Genomic DNA, 17651 nt, shown 5'->3' on the forward strand with positions numbered 1-17651 from the left:
TGAAAGGCCGCCGGGGAAGCGGCCGTGATGGGGCATCACTGCACGGCGAGTGCCTTGTCCAGAAGATCCTTGCCGCCTTTGACCTTCTCGGCGAAGTACTGGTAGGAGGATTCGCGAGCGACCTGCATCCAGGCGTCGTGCTCTTCCTTGCTCAGGCTGACCACTTCCACGCCGGCCTTGGAGAAGGTTTCGTTCATGCGCTTCTCGCCCTTGGGACCTTCCTCGGCGAAGTAGGCCTCGGCCTTCTTGGCGGCGGCCAGCATCGCTTCCTGCTGTTCCGGGGTCAGGCGCTCGAAGCTGCGCTTGGAGATCAGCACGGGTTCGTACATGAACCACAGGGCGTTTTCACCCGGCGCGGTCAGGCATTTCACCTGTTCGTAGAGGCGGTACGAGACGAAGCTGTCGTTCGAGGTGTTGGCGGCGTCCAGCACGCCGGTCTGCATGCCGGTGTAGATTTCCGACGACGGCATCGACGAGATCGAGGCGCCGGCGGCGGCGAGCATGTTTTCGAAGGCTGGCCCGGCAGCGCGGATGACCTGTCCCTTGATGGTCTCGGGCGAGGTGATGCAGCGCTCCTTGGAGGCGAAGCCGCCGGCCAGCCAGGCGTCGGCGAGGATGATTGCGCCGTTCTTCTCGGCCAGCGCGTGGATTTCCTTCATGAAATCGGACTGGTTCAGGCGCTGGGCATGTTCGTAGTTCTTGACCAGCCCGGGCATCAGCGTGGCGGAGAACTGCGGCACGCGGCCGGAAGCGTAGTCCAGCGGCAGGGCCGTCATGTCGAGCTGGCCACGGGTCATGGCGCCCCATTGCTCGTTGGCCTTGTACAGCGAGGAGGCGGGGTAGATCTGGACCTTCAGGCCGACGTTGGCGGCGGCGACTTCGCGCGCGATGATCTGCACCATTTCATCGCGGGGATCGCCCTGGTTGCCGGGGAACTGGTGGGACGCGCGCAGTACGGTTTCGGCGAAGCTGGGAATGCTGGCGACCAGCAGAGCAGCCGCGACCGAGGTACGGAGTAGGGCTTTCATTGGAATCTCCTGGATTGACACTTCAGAACCGCGGTACGCGATTCATAGTTATTTTTATTACGTCACAGAGAATTTCTTCTTGTTGTCCGAGCTTCCATGCCCGAGTCAAGTGCAGGCTAGCGTGCGCGGAAGAGCGGAACAATTAAGACTGTCCCATCATCGTTACGGGAAAGTTAACGATCCGTCAGCCGCTCCGACTGAGGACGATACCTGGCACTGTACATCCGGCATTCCGCGACCAGCGCGAGCAGGTTGGGGTCGCGCTCCTTGGCTTTCAGGAAGACCACGCCGATCTGTTGCTGCAGGCGATAACGAGCCTGCAGCGGGATCAGGCGGATGCGGTTCTCGTACACCGCCGCGACCCGCCCGGGAAGCAGGGCGTAGCCGACGCCGGAGCTGACCATGCTCAGCAGCGTGAAGATGTCGTTGACCTGCATGCCCACATTCGGCTCGAAGCCGGCCTGGCCGAATACCCGGGCACTGTCGCGGTGGGTGGCGAAACCCTGGGTGAGGGTGATGAAGGTGGCATCGCGCAGGTCGGCCAGATCCACCTCTGCCTGTTCGGCGAAGGGCGAATCGGCGGGTACCGCGAGAAAGATGTCGTCGGCGAACAGCAGCAACTGCTCGCAGTCGGGGTTGATCAGGCTGTCGTCGAGGGAGATCAGGATGGCGTCCAGCTCCATGTTCTTCAGCTTGTAGAGCAGGTCGACGTTGGAACCGAGGATCAGGTCGATGTTGAGCTCGCTGCGGCGCAGCTTGAGTCCCATGATCAGCTGCGGCACGGTCTTCACTGTCAGCGAATAGAGCGCGCCGAGCTTGAACCGCTCCGCCGAGAAGCCGGCTGCTTCGCGCGTCTGGCGCACGGTTTCGACCACGTCCTTGACCAGCAGCTGGGCCCGTTCCTCCAGCACGAAGGCGCTTTCCAGCGGGATCAGATTGCGTCCCTCGCGCTTGAACAGCGGGCAGCGCAGCGCGCTTTCCAGCGAATGGATGGCGCGGTGCACGCTGACATTGCTGGTGTTCAGCTCGGCAGCCGCCTTGCTCAGGCTGCCACTGCGCATGAAGGCCAGAAACACCTCCAGCTTCTTCAGGGTCAGTTCTTCGTCGATCTGCATGGGCGGTCGCTCGAGTCGATGGCCCTCGATTATGACCCAATCGAACCCGCAGTCCGGAAGCCCATCGCGGTTCTGGCCGCCGTCCACCCATGCTTGTGCCGCGAGAATTCGTCTGACGCGACGCAGTCTGACGCCGAATGTACGACAATGGCCCACCCCAGCCGCCGAGACGAGCCCCATGCGCGACGAGCAGACCCTGACCCCCGGAATGATGGTGGTGCACGGCAACCGCCTGGAGGAGTTGCGCGAGCTGGCGGTGGCCTGGATGCAGCGCCATCCGCTGGCGCCACTGGAGAACGAGGTGGTGCTGGTGCAGAGCAACGGCATCGCCCAGTGGCTCAAGCTGGCGCTGGCCGAACAGTCCGGTTGTGGCATCGCCGCGGCGATCCAGCTGGAGCTGCCGGCGCGCTTTCTCTGGCAGAGCTACCGAGCGGTGCTGGGCAGCGACGAGATTCCCCAGCAGTCGCCGCTGGACAAGGCGCCGCTGACCTGGCGCCTGGTGCGGCTGCTGCCCGCATTGCTGCAGGACCAGGCCTTCGCCCCGCTGCGGCGCTTTCTCGCCGACGACGCCGACCTGCGCAAGCGCCACCAGTTGGCCGAGCGCCTGGCAGATCTGTTCGACCAGTACCAGGTCTATCGCGCCGACTGGCTGGCCGACTGGGCCGAAGGCCGCGACCAGCTGCGTACCTCGCGCGACGGCGCGCGGCCGCTGGACGAGTCGGTGCGCTGGCAGCCGGCGCTGTGGCGCGCGCTGCTGGAAGATGTCGGCGCCGAGCAGCTGGCCGGCAGCCGCGCCGGGGTACATCCGCGCTTCGTCGAGCGCCTGCGCCAGATGGAGGCGCGCCCGGCCGGGCTGCCGCGGCGGGTGGTGGTGTTCGGCATTTCCTCGCTGCCGGCCCAGGCCGTGGAGGCGCTGGCAGCCATGGCGCGCTTCACCCAGGTGCTGCTCTGCGTGCACAACCCCTGTCGCCATCACTGGGGCGATATCGTTCCCGACCAGGACCTGCTGCGCCACCAGTACCGCCGCCAGCAGCGCAAGGGCGGCATGGCGCCGGGGCTGTCCAGCGAGGCGCTGCACCAGCACGCCCACCCATTGCTGGCGGCCTGGGGCAAGCAGGGCCGCGATTACATCAACCTGCTGGACATGTACGACGAACCGGAGCATTACCGCGAGCGCTTCGCGGCGGCCGGCCAGCGCATCGACCTGTTCGGCGAAGGTGATACCCGGCATCTGCTCGGCCAGCTGCAGGACGACATCCTCGACCTGCGCCCGCTGGCCGAGACGCGTGCCAGCTGGCCGCCGGTCGAACCGGCTGAGGATCGGTCGATCCGCTTCCACATCGCCCACAGCGCCCAGCGCGAGGTGGAGATCCTGCACGACCAGCTGCTGGCGCATTTCAGCCGCGACGCCAGCCTGCGCCCGCGGGAAATCATCGTCATGGTGCCGGACATCAACCGCTACGCACCGCATATCCAGGCGGTGTTCGGCCAGTTCGCCCAGGACGACCCGCGCTACATCCCCTTCACCCTCGCCGACCAGGGTCAGCGCGGCCGCGAGCCGCTGCTGATCGCCCTGGAGCATCTGCTCAAGCTGCCGGAGGGCCGCCTGACCGTCAGCGAGGTGCTCGACCTGCTCGACGTGCCGGCCCTGCGTGCGCGCTTCGGCATCGAGCAAAACGATTTGCCGACGCTGCACCGCTGGATCGAGGGCGCCGGCATCCGCTGGGGCCTGGACGGCGAACGCCGCGCGGCCTTCGGCCTGGACCCGAGCCTGGAGCAGAACACCTGGCGCTTCGGCCTGCGACGCATGCTGCTCGGCTATGCGGTGGGCCGCGGCGAAGCCTGCGCCGGCATCGAGCCCTACGACGAGATCGGCGGCCTGGACGCCGCGCTGATCGGTCCGCTGGTGCGCCTGCTGGACGCGCTCGATCAACTGCATCGGCAACTCGATCAGGCCGTGAGCCCGGCCCGCTGGGGCAAAATCCTGCGCGAGCTGCTGGCGGCCTTCTTCCTCCCCTGCGGCGAACGCGACGAGGTGCTGCTGGGCCAGCTGAACGACGGCCTGGAAACCTGGCTGGAGCTCTGCGCCGAGGTGATGCTGGAAGAGCCGCTGCCGCTCACCGTGGTGCGCGAGGCCTGGCTCGGCGCGCTCGACCAGGGTCGCCTGAGCCAGCGCTTCCTGACCGGCGCGGTGAATTTCTGCACGCTGATGCCGATGCGCGCGATTCCCTTCCGGCTGGTCTGCCTGCTGGGCATGAACGACGGCGACTACCCGCGCAGTGTGCCGCCGGTGGACTTCGATCTGATGGCCGGCGATTACCGGCCCGGCGACCGCTCGCGGCGCGAGGACGACCGCTACCTGCTGCTCGAGGCGCTGCTGTCCGCCCGCGACCAGCTCTACGTCAGCTGGGTCGGCCGCAGCATCCGCGACAACAGCGAGCGGCCCGCGTCGGTGCTGCTCGGCCAGTTGCGCGATCACCTGGCGGCGGGCTGGCGCCTGGCCGGCGAGGGTGAGCTGCTGTCGGCGCTGACCACCGAGCACCCGCTGCAACCCTTCAGCCGCCGCTATTTCGAAGGCGACGGGGCGCTGTTCAGCTATGCCCACGAATGGGCGCGGTTGCATCAGCCGGCCGCGCTGCCATCGACCGCAGCGGCACTGCCGCCATTCGAGCCGGACGATGCACTGAGCCTGGAAAGCCTGATGGGGTTCCTGCGCTATCCGGTGCGGCACTTCTTCACCCAGCGGCTCAAGGTGCACCTGGACGAGGAGGTGCAGGAGCAGCTCGACGAGGAGCCCTTCGGCATCGACGGCTTGCAGCGCTACGGCTTGCAACAGGCGCTGCTGGCCGACGCCAGCCTGGCGCTGGAAGGCGGTGCCGATATCGAACAGGCGCTGCAGGCCGGCGCGCGGCGCCTGCAACGCAGCGGTCGGTTGCCACTGGCCGGCTTTGGCGAGCGCCTGCGCGATGAGGTGCTGGCGCCGCTGCCGGAGCAGATGCAGCGCTACCAGGCCTTCTGTGAGCTGTGGCCGGAGCGCCTGGATTCTCCCGCGGCGCTGGCCTTCGAGCATGCCGGCGTCGAGTTGCAGGGCTGGCTCGGCGGCTTGCGCCGACGCCCCGGCGATTCGCAACTGCTGCGCCTGGAACTGCAGCCCGGCGGCCTCAAGCGCGGCGAGAGCTGGAAGTGGCATCGCCTGCTGCGGCCCTGGGTGGTGCAGGTGACGGCGGCGGCCTGCGGGCTGCCGCTGACCACGGTGCTGATCGGCGAGGACGTGAGCGTGCAGTTCGAGCCGGTCGAGCCGGAGCAGGCCCGCGCCATCCTGCGCGGCTGGCTGGAGGCCTGGCGCGCCGGGATGAACGCGCCGTTGCCGGTGGCGCTGAACACCGCCATCGCCTGGCTGAGCGCCGAGGATGAGGAAAAAGCCGAAAAGGCCGCTCGCGACACCTTTGAGGGCAGCTACAACCGCAGCGGCGAAGTGACCGGCTGCGCCAGCCTGGCGCGGCAGTTCCCGGATCTCGCCAACCTGCTGGCCGACGGCGATTTCACCGAATGGGCCCACGTGCTCTACCAATCACTGCTCAGCGCCCGATTCGCCGCGCTCAAGGAGCAAGCCCAGGCATGAACGCAGACACCCGTCCCCTGGCATTGCGCTTCCCGCTGCACGGCAGCCGCCTGATCGAGGCCAGCGCCGGTACCGGCAAGACCTTCACCATCTCTGCGCTTTATTTGCGCCTGGTGCTCGGTCACGGCGGCGAGCAGGCTTTCGCCCGCGAACTGCTGCCGCCGGAAATCCTCGTGGTGACCTTCACCGACGCCGCCACCCGCGAGCTGCGCGACCGCATCCGTGCGCGGCTGGTGGAGGCGGCGCGGGTCTTTCGCGAGGAAGCGGAGGGCGACGACCTGCTGCGCCAGTTGCGCGCCGACTTCCCGCCCGAGCGCTGGCCGGCCTGCGCCTGCCGCCTGGACATCGCCGCGCAGTGGATGGACGAGGCCGCCGTTTCCACCATCCACGGCTGGTGCCAGCGCATGCTGCGCGAGCACGCCTTCGACAGCGGCAGCCTGTTCACCCTGACCCTGGAAACCGACCACAGCGAACTGCTCGCCCAGGTGGCGCGCGACTACTGGCGGCTGCACTGCTATCCGCTGCAGGGCGATGCACTGAGCTGGGTGATGAACCGCTGGGGCCATCCCGACAACCTGCTGCGCAGCGTGCGGCCGCTGTTCGGCGAGCGCGCCGCAGCCGGCGAAACCAGCCTGGCGACGTTGCTGGATGCCGCCCTGCAGGAACAGGCGCGGGCGCTCAAGGCGCTCAAGGAAGGCTGGTGCGAATGGGCCGACGAGATCCGCCAGTTGCTGGATCAGGCGGTGGCGGACAAGGTCGTCGACGGGCGCAAGATCCAGGCGCGCTATTACCAGAACTGGTGCGAGAAGCTGCGCCACTGGTCGCTGGGCGACGAAGCCGCGCTGGACCTGGGCACCGGTTTCACCCGACTGACCCCCGAGGGCCTGGCCGAATGCTGGAAGCAGGGCTCGCCGCCACGGCACCCGGCGCTGGAGGCGATGTGCGAGCTGCCCAGGCGCCTCAGGCAACTGGCCGGCCCCGACGAGGCGGCGCGCCGCCATGCCGCCGCCTGGATCTGCCAGCGCTTCGAGCAGGAGAAGCGCCAGCGCGCCGAGATGGGCTTCGACGACATGCTCACCCGCCTCGACGCCGCGCTGCAGAGCGACAACGGCGAGCGCCTGGCCCAGGTGATCCGCACGCAGTTCCCGGTGGCCCTGATCGACGAATTCCAGGACACCGACCCGCTGCAATACCGCATCTTCGACCGCATCTACGCCATCGAGGACAACCGTCCCGACTGCGGCCTGTTCCTGATCGGCGATCCCAAGCAGGCGATCTATGCCTTCCGCGGCGCCGACATCCACACCTACCTGCGCGCGCGGCGGGCGATGACCGGCCGGCTGGACGACCTGGACACCAACTTCCGCTCCAGCCAGCCGATGGTCGATGCGGTCAACCGGCTGTTCCAGCAAGCCGAGGCGCGCAGCGAAGGGCAGGGCGCCTTCCTCTTCCGCGAGGGTGCGGACAATCCGCTGCCTTTCTCCCGCGTCAAGGCGCGTGGGCGCGAGGAGCGCTGGCAGGTCGCGGGGCAGACACCGCCGGCCCTGACGCTCTGGCAGTTGCCGAGCGCCGAGCCACTGGCCAATACCTTCTATCGCCGCGAGATGGCCGCGCGTGCCGCCAGTGAGATCACCCGCCTGCTGGTGCTCGGCCAGCAGGGCGAGGCAGGTTTCGCCAGGGCGGGTGAACTCGCCCCGCTCAAGCCCAGCGATATCGCCGTGCTGGTGCGCGACGGCAGCGAAGCCCAGGCGATCCGCGGCGAGCTGGCCCGGTGCGGGGTGCGCAGCGTCTACCTGTCCGACAAGGATTCGGTGCTTGCCAGCCAGGAGGCCCGCGACCTCCTGCTGTGGCTGCGCGCCTGCGCCGAGCCGGACGTCGACCGCCGCCTGCGTGCGGCGCTGGCTAGCCGCAGCCTGGGCCTGGAACTGGCCGAGCTGGAGCAGCTGAACCAGAACGAACGCGTCTGGGAACGCCGGGTCATGCAGTTTCGCGACTACCACCAGCGCTGGCAGCGCCAGGGCGTGCTGCCGATGCTGCGCCAGCTACTGCATGACTTCGGCCTGCCGCAGCGACTGATGCAGCGCAGCGACGGCGAGCGCGCCCTGACCAACCTGCTGCACCTGGCCGAGCTGCTGCAGCAAGCCGCCGCCGAGCTGGACGGCGAACAGGCGCTGATCCGCCATCTCGCCGCCCTGCTGGCGGGCGAGGGTGCGGCGGCCGAGGAACAGGTGCTGCGTCTGGAAAGCGATGCCGCGCTGGTGCGCGTGGTGACCATCCACAAATCCAAGGGCCTGGAATACCCGCTGGTGTTCCTGCCGTTCATCTGCAGCTTCCGCCCCGCCGAGGGCGGCCGGCCGCTGCAGCTGCAGGACGGCGACAGCCGGCGGCTGGTGCTGGAACCGGACGAGGAGGATATCGAGCGGGCCGACCGCGAGCGCCTCGGCGAGGACCTGCGCCTGCTCTACGTCGCCTTGACCCGTGCCCGCCACGCCTGCTGGCTGGGCATCGCCGACCTGAAGAAGGGCAACGCCAAGGCCTCGCTGCTGCACCGTTCGGCGCTGGGCTACCTGCTCGGCGGCGGCCAGCCATTGAGTGCCAGCGGCTTGCTCGCCAGCTGGCTCGAACCCCTGGAAAAACCCGGCGAATGCCTGCTGCGGCCGGCCCCGGAAGCGAACGACTCAAGCTACCGGGAAGCGACGCTGGAGCAGGCCGAGCCATCCTGGCCGACGCCTGCCCGGCGCGCCGCCGAGCACTGGTGGATCGCCTCCTACAGTGCCCTGCGCACCGGCGACAGCCTGGAGTCGCCGATCGAGCGTTTCGATGATGCCGCGCCGGAAAACCCGGCCGCGCAGAAGGCCGCCGACGACGAGCGCGAGAGTGCGCCCGTGGTGGGGCCGGTCGGCCTGGCCGGCAGCCTGCACCTGTTCCCGCGCGGGCCGAACCCCGGCACCTTCCTCCACGGTCTGCTGGAAATGGCCGGCCGCGACGGCTTCGCCCAGGTCGCCAGCGATCCCGCCGCGCTGCGCGAACAGATCGCCCGACGCTGCCAGCGGCGTGGGCTGGATGCCTGGATCGAGCCCCTGAACAGCTGGCTCGGCAGCTTGCTGACCACGCCGCTGAAGCTGGAAGGCGACGCGCGCGTGTCGCTCGCCGAGCTCACCGTCTACCAACCGGAGCTGGAATTCTGGTTCGAGACCCAGCGCGTCGACGTACGCCAGATCGATACCCTGGTACAGCGCCACGTGCTGCTCGGCGTGCCACGCCCGGCGCTGCTGCCGGACCGGCTCAACGGCATGTTCAAGGGCTTCATCGATCTGGTGTTCGAGCACCAGGGGCGCTACTACGTGGTGGACTACAAGTCCAACTGGCTGGGCGAGGGCGACGCCGCCTATACCGACGAGGCCATGCAGGCCACGGTCGCCAGCCATCGCTACGACCTGCAATACGTGCTCTACCTGCTGGCGCTGCACCGCCAGCTGCAACTGCGCCTGCCCGATTACGATTACGAGCGTCACGTGGGCGGCGCGCTCTACCTGTTCCTGCGCGGCAGCCGCGCGCCGGGGCAGGGCATCCACCGGGCGCGGCCGCCGCGCGAACTGATCGAGGCCCTCGATGCGCTGTTCAAGGGCCAGATGCTGGAGGTGAGCGCATGAGCGAACAACTGTCCCTGCTGGACCAGCCGCCTGCGCCTATGCCTGAACTGCAGAATGCCGCGAGCCTGTTGGCATTGCTCGACGCCTGGGTCGAGCATGGCTGGCTGCGGGCGCTGGATCGTGCGCTGGCGGGCTTCTGCTTGGAACTGGATGGCAACAGCTCGCCGCTGGTGCTGCTCTCCGCAGCGCTGGTTAGCCATCAACTGGGCCATGGTCACGTCTGCCTGGACCTGGCCGTCACCCTCGCCAGCCCGGATTTCGCCTTATCGCTGCCGCCCGAGGGCGACGAAGGCAGTCGCGCACGCCTGCCGTCGGAACTGCTCGCCAGCGTCGAACTGGCCGACTGGCGTGCGGCATTGGCCGGTAGCGCGCTGGTGGCGAGCGGCGGCGATGACGGCATCGAGGCGCCGCTGGTGCTGCACGGCGAGCGCCTTTACCTGCGCCGTTACTGGAATTACGAGCGCGCCGTGGCCACGGCCATCGGCATGCGCCTCGACGATATCCAGACCGTGCCGGTCGACCTGTCCCAGGCGCTGCAACGGCTGTTCCCCGCGCCGCCGGTGATCGACGGCCAGCGCCAGATCGACTGGCAGAAACTCGCCTGCGCCCTGGCCGCCCGGGGCAGCTTCAGCCTGATCACCGGCGGCCCCGGCACCGGCAAGACCACCACCGTGGTGCGCCTGCTGGCGCTGCTGCAGGAGCCGGCGCTGACCGCGGGCCAGCCGCTGCGCATCCGCCTCGCGGCGCCCACCGGCAAGGCGGCGGCACGGCTGACCGAATCCATTGGCGGGCAGGTCGCCTCGCTGCCGGTGGCCGAGGCGGTCAAGCAGGAAATCCCCAGCGAAGTCACCACCCTGCACCGCCTGCTCGGCAGCCGCCCGGACAGCAGGCACTTCCGCCACCACGCCGGCAATCCGCTGGCGCTGGACGTGCTGGTGGTGGACGAAGCCTCGATGATCGACCTGGAAATGATGGCCTGCCTGCTCGACGCCCTGCCGCGTCACGCCCGGCTGATCCTGCTCGGCGACAAGGACCAGCTCGCCTCGGTGGAAGCCGGCGGCCTGCTCGGCGACCTGTGCCGCGATGCCGAGGGCGGTTTCTACGATTCTCAGACCCGCGCCTGGCTCGAAGAGGTGGGCGGCGAATGCCTCGCCGAGGCCGGCCTGCAACCCGGCGACGGCCGCCAGCCCCTGGCCCAGCGCACCGTGATGCTGCGCCACTCGCGGCGGTTCGGCAGCGCCTCGGGCATCGGTCGCCTGGCCCGCGCGGTCAACGCCCGTGCCGCAACCCAGGCGCGCGAAGTGTTCGGCGACGGCTTCGCCGACCTCAACCTGCTGCGCCTGCGTGGCGAGCAGGACGGCGCGCTGGAGCGATTGCTGCTGGACGGCTTCGGTGAAGCCCGCGGCTACGCCCATTACCTGCAAAAGCTGCACGCCACCCGCCCCGATGCGAACTGCCCGGTCGAGGACTCTGCCTGGCAAACCTGGGCCGCCGGTGTGCTCGAGGCGTTCGACAGCTTCCAGCTGCTCTGCGCCGTGCGCAGAGGCCCCTGGGGCGTGGAAGGGCTCAACCCGCGTATTGCCGGGATGCTCCAGCGGCGCGGTCTGCTGGAAGCCGACTCCGGCTGGTACGAAGGCCGCCCGGTGTTGGTGGTGCGCAACGACTACAGCCTGGGCCTGATGAACGGCGACATCGGCATTGCCCTGCGCCTGCCCGAACCCGCCGAAGCGCCCGGTGCCGCGCCCAATCAGGTATTACGCGTAGCCTTCCCGCGCAACGACGGCTCCGGCACGCTGCGCTTTATCCTGCCCAGCCGCCTCAACGCCGTGGAAACGGTGTTCGCCATGACCGTACACAAATCCCAGGGCTCGGAATTCGCCCACACCGCGCTGATCCTGCCCGACACCCTCAACCCGGTCCTGACCAAGGAACTGCTCTACACCGGCATCACCCGCGCCCGCCACTGGTTCAGCCTGATCGAAACCCGCCCGGGCATCTTCGACGAAGCCGTGCAGCGGCAGGTGGCGCGACGGAGTGGGTTGATGGATGGGTTGAGCCAGAGGGCGGAAGCCGCGGTATGGACCATCGGCTAATGGCGATTGAATGTCACAGGTTTATCCGCGAGCATATGCAGCTTCTGCTGCGACGCGTGCAGGCAGCAGGAAAGATGTCGTCTGTTAATTGGAATGGAAGCCTTATGTCTCGTCTCGTTGCACTCGCAATCGCTTTTGTTTTGCTTACCGGTTGTGCCTACGGCCGAAAGATAGATTACGCGCACAGCTACCCGGCCCTGCCAGCCGCGCTGACCCAGGCGGTGGAAGTGCAAGTCGTGGACATGCGGCCATATGTGCTCTCGGGTAACAAAAACGGCACCTTCGTTGGCCTAACGCGCGGTAGTTATTACATCCCCTACGACGTGAATACCCGCTCGGGCCAGCCGCTGGCGAACGATTTGAGAGCTGCGCTGCTCGGCGGGTTCGAGCGCAAGGGTGTACCGGCGCAGGGAGCCAAGGCAGGTGCGACGGCGGCGTCGAAACCAGATGCCTTGCTGCTCGCTGTCTCCGTTCATGAGTGGAAAAGCGAAGCCGCAATCGGCGAGATTCTGACTTATTCCCTGCGGGCCGAACTGATCGATGAGGCCGGGCAGCGGCTGGCAACAGCACAGGCCAGAGGGTCCGATCGTGTATACGATCATGGTCAGGCCGGTCAGTCGGCCCTGACTTCGCTGCTGGCGCAGCCAACGCTCGTGCGAGCGTTCGGAGGCGAAGTGGAGATCGATACGGCCCAGAACGAACCCGCCCAGGATGCTCCGGTGCGCAAGGCAGCTGCCGAGCTGTTCATCCCCCGCCTCGGGCGCGATGGCGTTTATTGAATGGGGTCGGAGCCGGTGCTACCGGCCGGCTCAGTCAACCAACATGAAAAACTCTACATGCACCGCTGCTCTGCCGCGCGATTGGCCGAAACGGCCAATCGCGTAGCCGTGTGGACACAAGCGATTCGGCGGCACCGCCACTCTTTTTCGTTCCCTCATAAAGGATTGCCCATGAAAGCCCACTTGACTCTGCTCTTCCCTCTCACCCTGCTGATGGCTGGCTGCTCGACAGGTGCCTGGTTCAAGTTGCCGGAAGACACCCGGTTGGTAGTCAACGAGAGACCCGCCAGCTTCGATGAGGGGCTTGTGCGCAGCCGTCCATTTTCCTGGGGCGCGGCTGGTGGCATTCCTTATCGTCTGGTGGATCAGCAGTCGGCGACGGTCAGCAGCGGTAAATTGCGCAGTCGCTTCCGAGTGGCCTCGATTTTCTGGCCGCCAGTGGGCATCGCTTATTGGCCGATGGGTTATGGGCAGCGTTGCTATGACCTGACCGGCAGCGAGCCGCGCACCTGCACCTACGAGGATTTCCGCCAGCTGCGACTGAACGAGCGCATGCGCCGCTGACCTCATCTAGGGCGAGAAGGGATCCATCGATAAACGAGACCCCAAAACAAAAAGGCCCCAGGTTTTCACCTGGGGCCTTTTCATATCTGGCGCATCCGGCGGGATTCGAACCCACGACCCCTGCCTTCGGAGGGCAGTACTCTATCCAGCTGAGCTACGGATGCGTTGCGGGGGGCAATCATACGCATGTCGTTGGCGGGCGTCCATGCTGGCGGTGCGTATGGTCTGGCGGTGGTGCGGGCGTCGTTCGGGGCGGGTTCGCGTGCGGCAAGCCCTCTGCTGCGGCCTTTTGAGTCGTGTCAGCGAAAGGGCCGGCTGTTACCCTTTGCGGTTGCTGTGGCCTCTGGCCGGGTTCGGAAGTGATCGAGGAGAGGGGATGTCGAGCCATATCAAGCTCTGGGATGCACCGCTGCGGGTGTTTCATTGGTTATTCGGCGTGGCGGTGATCGCGTCCATGGTGACGGGCTGGCTGGGCGGCGGCCTGATGGTCTGGCATGGCCGGCTGGGGCTGCTGGTGCTGGGGTTGCTGGTGTTCCGGCTACTGTGGGGGTTCGTCGGTTCCACTTATGCGCGCTGGTCACGGATTCTGGGTGCGGCCTGCGGGGTGAAAAGCTATCTGCAAGGCAACTGGCGGGAAGCGGGGCATAACCCGCTGGGTGCGCTCTCGGTGCTGGCGATGCTGGGGCTGGTGGGCTTTCAGGTGGTCAGCGGCTTGCTGGCGACCGACGATATCGCTTTCCAGGGACCGCTGTTCGCGCTGGTTTCGAGCGATACCAGTGACTGGCTGACAGGGCTGCATCGGCAGGCGAAGTGGTTGCTGGTGGCTGTGATCGGCCTGCATCTGGCGGCCATCGCCTGGTACACGCTGGTCAGGCGCAAGTCGCTGGTGCGCGCGATGATCGCGGGGCGGGCGAAACGTGAACACCCCGGCCAGCAGGATGCGCAAGGTGGGCCGCTGGTGGCGGCGGTGCTGGTTCTGGCGCTGGCGGTCGGTACCGTGTGGGGCGTGCAGTCGGTTGCCGGCTGGATGGCGCCACCGCCGGCTGCGCCGGCACCCACGCTGGACTGGTAGCGAAGCCGACCGGTGCAGGCCGGCTTCGAGGGGCTTAGCGTTCGGCGCGGAAATTGTCGTGGCAGGACTTGCACGAACCGCCGACGTCACCGAAGGCCTTCTTGATGGCGGCTTGGTCGCCCGAAGCGGCAACGCTGGCGAGCTGGTTGGCGGCGGCGCTGAAGTCGCGGCCGATCTGCCCGGCTTTTTCCAGGTTCTGGAAGAACTCCGGCTTCAGGCGGGTCTTGTTGCCCAACTGCTCGGTGGTGGTTTCCGGGCTGTACAGGGCGCCCATGCCGGAGTTGGCGATGGCGGCGATGGTGTTGGCGGCCGCGGCGACCTTGGCCTGGTCGTAGGCCTCCTTGCCGTCGATGACCTGTGCCTTGATCTTGCCCATGTTCCAGGCCATGAACTGGTAGCCGGCCTGGCGGGTTTCCACCATTTCTTCCGGTTTCATTTGCGCTTGCGCAGCAGTGCTTGCCAGCAGGGCCGCCGCCATAGCGCCCATCAACAGTGCTTTCACGTTAACTCCTTGATAATCCATCAGTCGGGACGGCCGGGGCCGCCGCGCGAGACTATACCTTGCGCGTTGCCGTCCGGGTGGTGACCTGTAACAAGGGTTGACGAAGCGTTCGCCGCCGGGCTTGGCATCAGGCTGATCTATGCTCCGACAACGCCACGATCCATGAGCTTGCCGGGTCGCCGATCAGGGTCATAGGATGGTCTTCATCACTTGGCAGGCGGCTGAACCGCGTCGGGTCCGGCGGTTCAGATAGTAGTCGCGCACATCTATTCAATGACGCGGATTTAGGAGAGCGCCATGCAACTGAAAGATTCTTCCCTGTTCCGCCAGCAGGCCTATGTCGATGGCGCCTGGCTCGATGCCGACGGCGGACAGACGCTCGAGGTGAACAACCCAGCCGGTGGTGAAGTCCTCGGTACGGTGCCGAAGATGGGCGCCGCCGAGACTCGCCGTGCCATCGAGGCGGCCGAGCGCGCGTTGCCGGCCTGGCGCGACCTTACGGCCAAGGAGCGTTCGCAGACGCTGCGCCGCTGGTTCGAGCTGATCATGCAGAACCAGGAAGACCTGGCCCGGCTGATGACCCTGGAGCAGGGCAAGCCGCTGACCGAGTCGCGCGGTGAGATCGCCTACGCCGCGTCCTTCATCGAGTGGTTCGCCGAGGAAGCCAAGCGCATCTACGGCGATACCATTCCAGGGCACCAGAAAGACAAGCGCATCATCGTAATCAAGCAGCCGATCGGCGTCACCGCCGCGATCACGCCGTGGAATTTCCCGGCGGCGATGATCACCCGCAAGGCCGGTCCGGCGCTGGCCGCCGGCTGCACCATGGTGGTCAAGCCCGCCAGCCAGACGCCGTTCTCCGCTCTGGCGCTGGCCGAGCTGGCCGAGCGCGCCGGCATCCCCAAAGGCGTGTTCAGCGTGGTGACCGGCTCGGCGGGCGATATCGGCAACGAGCTGACCGCTAACCCCATCGTGCGCAAGATCACTTTCACCGGGTCCACCGAAGTCGGCGCCAAGCTGATGGAGCAGTGCGCGCCAGGCATCAAGAAGGTTTCGCTGGAGCTGGGCGGCAACGCGCCCTTCCTGGTGTTCGACGATGCCGACCTGGACGAGGCGGTGAAGGGCGCCATGCAGTCCAAGTACCGCAACGCCGGGCAGACCTGTGTGTGCGTCAACCGTATCTACGTGCAGGACGGCGTGTACGATGCCTTCGCGCAGAAATTCCAGGCGGCGGTTGAGAAGCTGAAGATCGGCAACGGCCTGGACGATGGCGTCGATGTCGGCCCGCTGATCGACGATCGCGCCGCGGCCAAGGTCAAGGAACATATCGAGGACGCCGTGGCCAACGGCGCCCGGGTGGTCACCGGCGGCAACGCGCACAGCCTGGGCGGCAGCTATTTCGAACCGACCCTGATGATCAACGTGCCGCACACGGCCAAGGTGGCCAAGGAAGAAACCTTCGGCCCGCTGGCGCCGCTGTTCCGCTTCAAGGACGAGGCCGAAGCCATCGCTTTGGCCAACGACACCGAGTTCGGCCTGGCCGCGTACTTCTATGCGCGCGACCTGGGCCGCGTGTTCCGTGTGGCCGAAGCGCTGGAGTCGGGCATGGTGGGCGTCAACACCGGGATGATCTCCACCGAGGTGGCACCCTTCGGCGGCGTGAAATCCTCCGGCCTCGGGCGCGAAGGCTCCAAGTACGGCATCGAGGATTACCTGGAGATCAAGTACCTCTGCCTGGGGCTGTGAGATTCGGACCTGCTCCGTTTCGTAAGGCTGCAACGCGTGCAGCGAGCGTCACCGGAATGTCGCCGATGATTTCCGGTGCGCCCGTCGTCATCCTGAGGTGGCCGGTATGGCTGCGACGAAACGGCGACCGTGCCGTCGGGGAAACAAGGAGCGTCTGACTCCCATTCGGTTCCCCCGGTCGTTTCGGTTCTGTCGAGCAGGTCCATGCCCCTCCTTTCCCAGGTTTCCTTCGTCCTGATCGCCTACAGTGAGCCCTGGCGCGCCGACCAGCTGTGCCAGTTGGTGAACGAACTGCGTCCGGGCATGCGGGTGGCATCCTTCAGCGATGGTCGCTCGGCACTGGCAGCCTGTCGGCGCCAGGTGCCGAGCCTGCTGATTCTCGACGGCGAGCTGGAAGGGCTCGACGGCATAGCCCTGCTGCGTGAACTGCGCCAGCACGGGCCGACCCAGCGCCTGCCGTGCGTGCTCATCAGCGAGCGTACCGATGCCATCAGCGTGCGGGCCGTGTTACCGCTGGCGCCGGCCGCTTACCTCGGCAAACCTTATGACCTCGACAATATCCGCCAGCGGTTGGACAAGTTGCTGCCCCGTTCGGCCGGCGGCATCGGGCGTGCCCGACAGGTCGATGCCAGCCTCGACAGCTTTCTCGAACGCATGCGGCTCAACAATCGCGGTGCGCCGCTGAGCGAGGCAGCCCATGCTGCGATCGAAAGCCTGTTGGCCGGGCAGAGCGACCTGGCCGAGGAACACGCGGCGCTGGTGTGCGATCCGCAGGTCACCGCCCGCGTGATCAGTTTTGTCAACAGTCATGGGCCACAGCAGGACCAGCCCAGCCAGACCCTGGAGCAGGCATTGCTGCGCCTGGGCAACAAGCGCAGCCAGGAACTGCTCGGCCAGTTGGCCAGTCAGCGCAATGCGCGTCTGGCCGACCCACGCCTGGCTGCGCAGGCCGTGAAGCTGACGAACCAGGCGCTCTATGGCGCCGAGCTGGCCGCCTGGCTGGCGCGCCGGCTGCAGCTCGATGCCAGGCTCTGCTACACCGCCGGGCTGTTGCAGAACATCGGCGAGCTGGCCTTGCTGCGTACCTTGCAGGACTGGCTCGATGGCGGTGGCGAGCTGGACGAGGCCGAGCTGCAACGTCATCTGGCCGAGCGTGCTGCCGGCTACGGCTCGGCGTTGCGCGCCCGCTGGCGTCTGCCGCTTGGCCTGCGCCAATTGATCGGTGCCTACTATGCGCTGGGCGCCGGCGCATTGAGCCGCGAGGCGCTGGTGCTCAACCTCGTACGGTTGCTGATGGAACTGCCGCCCGAAACGCCGCCCGCCCACCTGGCCGAGTCCCGGCCGGCACGGCTGCTGCGGCTGGACCCGACCCTGCTCGAACAGGCCCCGCTCGCCGCCGAGCGCTGATTCCCCTTCCTTCCCGCACCCTGCCGCATACCTGCAGCAGGGTGCCTCCACGTGCATTCATCACCGAGGC

General features: G+C 67.2%; 11 protein-coding genes and 1 tRNA gene. 8 read left to right on the forward strand and 4 right to left on the reverse strand.

The window, feature by feature from the left end; genetic code table 11:
• Positions 1 to 35 precede the first annotated feature (35 nt).
• Together EA795_RS00400 and EA795_RS00405 are read right to left on the reverse strand one after the other, a co-directional pair.
• Positions 36 to 1028, reverse strand: coding sequence for a TRAP transporter substrate-binding protein (locus EA795_RS00400; protein ID WP_058073768.1), 993 nt, complete (start codon positions 1026 to 1028; stop codon positions 36 to 38).
• A 173-nt stretch (positions 1029 to 1201) separates the two neighbouring features.
• Entirely contained in the window at positions 1202 to 2143 is a 942-nt protein-coding gene (locus EA795_RS00405; RefSeq protein WP_058077767.1) for a LysR family transcriptional regulator, read from the reverse strand.
• A gap of 178 nt (positions 2144 to 2321) precedes the next feature.
• Between EA795_RS00405 and recC the strand changes: the two genes are divergently transcribed.
• The 5 genes from recC to EA795_RS00430 all read left to right on the forward strand — a co-directional run bounded on the left by recC (position 2322) and on the right by EA795_RS00430 (position 12854).
• A complete protein-coding gene (gene recC / locus EA795_RS00410) occupies positions 2322 to 5765 on the forward strand; it encodes an exodeoxyribonuclease V subunit gamma (protein WP_122074949.1) in 3444 nt (1147 codons plus the stop codon).
• Positions 5762 to 9418: an exodeoxyribonuclease V subunit beta gene (recB, locus tag EA795_RS00415; RefSeq protein WP_122074951.1), complete on the forward strand. Its 3657-nt coding sequence runs from the start codon at positions 5762 to 5764 to the stop codon at positions 9416 to 9418. Before recC ends, recB begins: the two co-directional genes overlap by 4 nt.
• A complete protein-coding gene (recD, locus tag EA795_RS00420) occupies positions 9415 to 11511 on the forward strand; it encodes an exodeoxyribonuclease V subunit alpha (RefSeq protein WP_122074953.1) in 2097 nt (698 codons plus the stop codon). The genes recB and recD overlap by 4 nt, the downstream gene beginning before the upstream one ends.
• Positions 11496 to 12290 carry a hypothetical protein gene (locus EA795_RS00425; RefSeq protein ID WP_240644973.1) on the forward strand — a complete coding sequence of 265 codons (795 nt, stop codon included), beginning with the start codon at positions 11496 to 11498 and terminating at the stop codon, positions 12288 to 12290. The genes recD and EA795_RS00425 overlap by 16 nt, the downstream gene beginning before the upstream one ends.
• 171 nt (positions 12291 to 12461) lie before the next feature.
• Positions 12462 to 12854 (forward strand): hypothetical protein, encoded by a 393-nt coding sequence (locus tag EA795_RS00430; protein WP_065984613.1) that lies wholly within the window; start codon positions 12462 to 12464, stop codon positions 12852 to 12854.
• Between the two features lie 87 nt (positions 12855 to 12941).
• Here the strand turns inward: EA795_RS00430 and EA795_RS00435 are convergent.
• Positions 12942 to 13018, reverse strand: a tRNA-Arg gene (locus EA795_RS00435).
• A 212-nt stretch (positions 13019 to 13230) separates the two neighbouring features.
• On the opposite strand from EA795_RS00435, the gene EA795_RS00440 reads away from it, so the two are divergent.
• Positions 13231 to 13926, forward strand: a complete 696-nt coding sequence (locus EA795_RS00440; protein ID WP_058073771.1) for a cytochrome b/b6 domain-containing protein — start codon at positions 13231 to 13233, stop codon at positions 13924 to 13926.
• Positions 13927 to 13960: 34 nt separating this feature from the next.
• Here EA795_RS00440 and EA795_RS00445 read toward each other — a convergent pair whose 3' ends face one another.
• The gene (locus EA795_RS00445; RefSeq protein ID WP_177331124.1) at positions 13961 to 14416 is read right to left on the reverse strand and encodes a c-type cytochrome; all 456 of its coding nucleotides are present in this window, start codon (positions 14414 to 14416) and stop codon (positions 13961 to 13963) included.
• A gap of 309 nt (positions 14417 to 14725) precedes the next feature.
• Here EA795_RS00445 and gabD point away from each other — a divergent pair, with 309 nt between their 5' ends.
• Positions 14726 to 16174 (forward strand): NADP-dependent succinate-semialdehyde dehydrogenase, encoded by a 1449-nt coding sequence (gabD, locus tag EA795_RS00450; protein WP_122074957.1) that lies wholly within the window; start codon positions 14726 to 14728, stop codon positions 16172 to 16174.
• A gap of 204 nt (positions 16175 to 16378) precedes the next feature.
• The gene (locus EA795_RS00455; protein WP_122074959.1) at positions 16379 to 17581 is read left to right on the forward strand and encodes an HDOD domain-containing protein; all 1203 of its coding nucleotides are present in this window, start codon (positions 16379 to 16381) and stop codon (positions 17579 to 17581) included.
• Positions 17582 to 17651: the final 70 nt, after the last annotated feature.

Source organism: Stutzerimonas nitrititolerans (genome assembly GCF_003696285.1).
Classification (GTDB): domain Bacteria; phylum Pseudomonadota; class Gammaproteobacteria; order Pseudomonadales; family Pseudomonadaceae; genus Stutzerimonas; species Stutzerimonas nitrititolerans.

Coding starts and splice junctions, on each gene's coding strand:
- EA795_RS00425 (WP_240644973.1), top strand. CDS start 11,496: ATGGACCATCGGCTAATGGCGATTGAATGTCACAGGTTTATCCGCGAG.
- recC (WP_122074949.1), top strand. CDS start 2,322: ATGCGCGACGAGCAGACCCTGACCCCCGGAATGATGGTGGTGCACGGC.
- EA795_RS00440 (WP_058073771.1), top strand. CDS start 13,231: ATGTCGAGCCATATCAAGCTCTGGGATGCACCGCTGCGGGTGTTTCAT.
- EA795_RS00455 (WP_122074959.1), top strand. CDS start 16,379: ATGCCCCTCCTTTCCCAGGTTTCCTTCGTCCTGATCGCCTACAGTGAG.
- EA795_RS00400 (WP_058073768.1), bottom strand. CDS start 1,028: ATGAAAGCCCTACTCCGTACCTCGGTCGCGGCTGCTCTGCTGGTCGCC.
- recB (WP_122074951.1), top strand. CDS start 5,762: ATGAACGCAGACACCCGTCCCCTGGCATTGCGCTTCCCGCTGCACGGC.
- EA795_RS00430 (WP_065984613.1), top strand. CDS start 12,462: ATGAAAGCCCACTTGACTCTGCTCTTCCCTCTCACCCTGCTGATGGCT.
- recD (WP_122074953.1), top strand. CDS start 9,415: ATGAGCGAACAACTGTCCCTGCTGGACCAGCCGCCTGCGCCTATGCCT.
- gabD (WP_122074957.1), top strand. CDS start 14,726: ATGCAACTGAAAGATTCTTCCCTGTTCCGCCAGCAGGCCTATGTCGAT.
- EA795_RS00405 (WP_058077767.1), bottom strand. CDS start 2,143: ATGCAGATCGACGAAGAACTGACCCTGAAGAAGCTGGAGGTGTTTCTG.